This is a genomic window from Sulfurimonas sp. (assembly GCF_028694895.1).
GTDB lineage: Bacteria > Campylobacterota > Campylobacteria > Campylobacterales > Sulfurimonadaceae > Sulfurimonas.
This window is the reverse complement of record NZ_JAQVKA010000145.1, coordinates 1-2,996: the sequence shown is the minus strand read 5'-3', so window position 1 is coordinate 2,996 and position 2,996 is coordinate 1. Positions and strand designations below refer to the sequence as shown.

The window sequence follows — 2,996 nt, the reverse complement described above, 5'->3', positions numbered from 1 at the left end:
TTGTTTAAGTCCTAATGTGTCAATCGCGCTATCTACATCAACACTATTTTGCATAAGATAATCAAGTACATCTTTAGCCGCTTTTCCACTTATCGTGCCATCTTCTATTCTTTTTACTAAAAGAGCTAATTTTTTAGCATCAACTGGAGAGTTTGATATATTTACCTCTCCCTTAAATCTGCCTTGAAGCTCTGTAGTAAGCCATGTAAGAGCGTTTTTAGCGCTAATACCCTCTTGCATCATACTCTCAAAATAGTGAGCCATCTCTATAGCAGAAGTTAAAACACTAGCACTATACTCATTCATCTCATAATCTTTTACAAAACGCGCCATCTTCTCATCTGGAAGCTCTGGAATCTTAGAGTATTTCTCTAACATCTCTTGCGTTACAACAGTTTTTAGTAAATCAGGCTCTGGAAAATAACGATAATCAGCAGCTTCTTCTTTTCCACGCATAGAACGCGTCTCTTGTCTTACTTGGTCAAAAAGACGTGTCTCTTGAACTATCTCACTCTCATATGTGCCATCTTCCCAAGCATCACTTTGACGCTCAACTTCAAGCTCTATAGCTCTTTGGATAAATCTAAAACTATTTATATTTTTAATCTCCACACGAGTATATAATTTCTCATCACCCTTTGGACGGATAGATACGTTAACATCCACACGGAATGAACCCTCTTGCATATTTGCATCACCGATATCAAGATAGCGAATTATTGAGTGAAGTTTTTTAAGATATAGTGTAACTTCCTCAGCATTTCTCATGTCAGGCTCTGAAACTATCTCTAAGAGAGGAGTTCCAGCACGGTTTAAGTCTACCTTTGAGATAGCTCCATCATGTATGTTCTTTCCAGCATCAGCTTCAATGTGAGCACGATTTATACGAATAGTTTTATGCCCTCCATCCTCGAAATCTATACGCAATTTTCCATGTTCTACAACTGGAGTATAAAGTTGTGTAATCTGATAAGCAGATGGAGAGTCTGGATAGAAGTAACTTTTTCTATCAAAATATGATGTTTTATTTATAGTAGCATCAACTGCCGAGCCAAACATTATAGATTTATGAAGCACCTCTTTGTTAAGTACAGGAAGTGCACCTGGGAGTGCTAAACAAGTTGGACATGTATTAATATTTTGTTTGTGATTAAAACTCGTTGGACATGAGCAAAAAAGTTTAGTTTTAGTGTTTAGTTGAACGTGGACTTCAAGTCCGATAACTGTTTCAAACATATATTTCCTTGATAAAAGAGTATTAAGATTGTGCTGGATTTTACCCAATTAATGCTTTTAAGTTTCATAAACAGAGTCTAAAACATAGATAATATAGGCTTTTTGCACAAAGCAAAAAAATTATAGTAACGCTATTTTTGCAGTAGTATTATTTTTATATCAAACTTATCTGCAACTGTTCTTACTCTTTTTATATATCTCTCATCACCATCTCCAACTATAAATCCAATAGCTGGCCTCTTACCTGTCATATGAGCATAATAAAGAGATTGTCCTATCGCTTCTGCCCATTTTTGAGCAAAATCTACCTCTATGGCGTACTCATTAGTTAAACAATCTACTCTTGTTTTATCAGTTAATATATACTCCATCTTCCCGCCAAGCTCTTGACACATTTTACTTTGATAATATTTTTCATTTTTTTTAACGCTCTGCTCTTGTTGGTTGAGAGTTAAATCATTTTCAAAGAAGATATATAAAAAGGCTAGAAGAAGTGTAAAAAGAAGTGAGATTTGTTTTTTGCTCAAGTTTATTTGGTATCTTTAGAGAGGATTTTATCTAAGAGTTCACTCTGCTTTTTCATCTCATAATATTTTTCTCTATTAATTGAGAAAGCATCTAATGCTAAGATTAAAAAGAGTGAAATGACTATAAAGGTTATTGTAATAAAAAGAGCTAGTGAAAAGTCTAGAAAAGAGAAGATTTGAAATGTTATAAGAGCACCAAAGATGACTATCGCCCAAGATGCTCCAAGCAAAAAGCTAACAATTCTATCGAATTTCTCTTTTTGCATAATGGAAAAAGCTTAGTGATCTTCGATTGTTACAGCACTACCAAGATAAACATACGTAAGCATCATGAAAATGAATGCTTGTAAAAATGCCATAAATGTAAGAAGTGCGTATGGAATCATTGGAAGAACCCATGGTGCTAACATCAAGATAACCATCAAGAACATATCATCACCCTTAACATTTCCAAAAAGACGGAAACTAAGCGATACTAAACGAGAGAAGTGAGAAACTATCTCGATTGGGAACATTAACCAGTATAACCACCAAACAGGTCCTAGAAAGTGTTTAAAGTACTTAACAACACCTTGACGACGGATACCCTCAAAGTTGTAGTAGATAAATACAGTAAGAGCAAGTGTAAATGCAAACTCTAAAAATGCAGTAGGAGCTTCAAAACCTGGAACAACTCCGATTAAGTTAGCGATACCTACAAAAAGGCCAATAGTTGCAACTAAAGGAAGGTAACGACGAGCAGCTTCTTGCCCCATAACATCAGATCCCATCTTTAAAACGCCAGAGATATATGCTTCCATTACATTTTGAGTTCCAGTTGGAACCATTTTAAGATTTGACATAGCCATTCTAACAAGCACGAGCGCAATACCTGCTGCTAGTAACATGTGTGTCATATAGATAAATGTCTTATCGTGAGAAATTAGACCGAAAAATGTGAACAATTCACCCATAGGTGTACTCCCTTGTCTCGTAAAAATTGTGTGATTATAGTAAAAATAGGATTAAACTTTTATAATAAAGCAAGCTTTTTACCTACTTTTTTTACTTTTGTCCTGTTTTACATCTTTTGCAGTGTAGTTTTTTCCTGCAATGCTCTCTAAAAATACAGTTGCATAAGAGCCTTTTGGTAGAGAAAAAGAGATATTTAACATAGTTTCTTTTTTTACAAACTTACACTCAATATCGCTTGGATATATAAGAGCCTCTCTTCTTTGGCCTTTTTCTTGCAAG

General features: G+C 34.8%; 5 protein-coding genes. All 5 read right to left on the bottom strand.

The window, feature by feature from the left end; genetic code table 11:
* Positions 1-1,236, bottom strand: a 1,236-nt coding sequence (gene gatB, locus PHI38_RS10005) for an Asp-tRNA(Asn)/Glu-tRNA(Gln) amidotransferase subunit GatB (protein ID WP_299855714.1), incomplete at its 3' end; no start/stop codon positions are given.
* A 131-nt stretch (positions 1,237-1,367) separates the two neighbouring features.
* Positions 1,368-1,763 carry a hypothetical protein gene (locus tag PHI38_RS10000; RefSeq protein WP_299855712.1) on the bottom strand — a complete coding sequence of 132 codons (396 nt, stop codon included), beginning with the start codon at positions 1,761-1,763 and terminating at the stop codon, positions 1,368-1,370.
* Positions 1,764-1,765: 2 nt separating this feature from the next.
* Complete coding sequence (locus tag PHI38_RS09995; RefSeq protein ID WP_299855710.1) at positions 1,766-2,029, bottom strand: hypothetical protein; 264 nt, start codon at positions 2,027-2,029, stop codon at positions 1,766-1,768.
* A 12-nt stretch (positions 2,030-2,041) separates the two neighbouring features.
* Complete coding sequence (locus PHI38_RS09990; protein WP_299855708.1) at positions 2,042-2,716, bottom strand: F0F1 ATP synthase subunit A; 675 nt, start codon at positions 2,714-2,716, stop codon at positions 2,042-2,044.
* 78 nt (positions 2,717-2,794) lie between these two features.
* Positions 2,795-2,996: tRNA pseudouridine(13) synthase TruD (truD, locus tag PHI38_RS09985; RefSeq protein WP_299855705.1), on the bottom strand; the 202-nt coding region annotated here is incomplete at its 5' end.

Bases quoted from the DNA above. Each gene is read 5' to 3' on its own strand.
- PHI38_RS09995 (WP_299855710.1), bottom strand. From the start codon at position 2,029: ATGCAAAAAGAGAAATTCGATAGAATTGTTAGCTTTTTGCTTGGAGCA.
- PHI38_RS09990 (WP_299855708.1), bottom strand. From the start codon at position 2,716: ATGGGTGAATTGTTCACATTTTTCGGTCTAATTTCTCACGATAAGACA.